Genomic DNA, 1,040 nt, shown 5'->3' on the forward strand with positions numbered 1-1,040 from the left:
GGGCCGAAGGTCCTGAGCGGCCATGCCGCGCCGGTGACGATCGACGAGGACGACATTGCCAGCCTGCTGTCGCAGGGAACCTCGCCCTATGACGGGTCCGGCGACGGTTCGGGCACGGAGTTCCCGCTGGGTGCGGCGATCGCATCCGGCTCGCTGAACGGGCTTGTCGACTTCGGCGCCGACGGCCCGGCCGCCGGCGGCGGTTTCGGCTTCACCGGCACGGCGGCCGCAGACCTGACGGCCATCGGGCTGTCGTCGAAGGGCGTCGAGCTGAGCTGGGCGATGCAGGGCAACACGCTGGTCGGCTTTGTCGACAGCAACCATAACGGCGCTTACAACGGGCTTAGCGACCGCACCGTGATGACGGTGACGCTGAATGCCTCGAGCGGCGCCTTCGTGGTGCGCCAGTTCGACCAGCTCGACCATGTCGCACCGGCGGCCGGAACATCGGACCAGAACACCGCGCTGCAGACGCATCTGGGCAGCGGCAGCGTGGCCGGCATCGACCTCGGCTCGGTGTTCCAGGCCAAGGACGGCGACGGCGATACGGTCACGCTGACCGGCAAGGCGACGGTCACCGTGGTCGACGACGTGCCGCAGGTGTTCATCACCGCGACAGGCGTGTCGGTCGTGCATGACGAGACGGCGGGCAACCAGAACGACGACACCAGCAGCGCCTCGGTCGCGCACCAGTTCGATTCGCTTGGACTGGGCACGGCAAGCCTGGGCTATGCGCATGGCAACCTGCCGGTGGTGCTGTTCGGCTCGCTGCCCGGCACGGACGAGCCGCGCGCGGCCGTGCTCAGCCTTTCGGTTGCAGAGCCAGGCACCGATTCGGGCCTGAAGACGACCGACGGGCACGAGATCTCGCTGTTCAAGGAAGGCAATCTGATCGTCGGCCGCGTCGACAACAACAATGGCACACCCAACGACAAGGGCGCTGTCGCCTTCGCGGTCTCGGTCGACCAGACCGGCCATATCTCGACGGCACAATATCTGTCGCTGCAGCATCCGCTGGCCGGCAACGGTTCGGGCGGCTC

At 67.7% G+C, this 1,040-nt stretch carries 1 protein-coding gene; it reads left to right on the forward strand.

Annotated elements, in window-relative coordinates; genetic code table 11:
• On the forward strand, positions 1-1,040 hold a 1,040-nt coding region (locus FJ443_RS31400), incomplete at both ends, for a DUF5801 repeats-in-toxin domain-containing protein (RefSeq protein WP_246681294.1).

The organism is Mesorhizobium sp. B2-6-1, assembly GCF_006440475.1.
Lineage (GTDB): Bacteria > Pseudomonadota > Alphaproteobacteria > Rhizobiales > Rhizobiaceae > Mesorhizobium.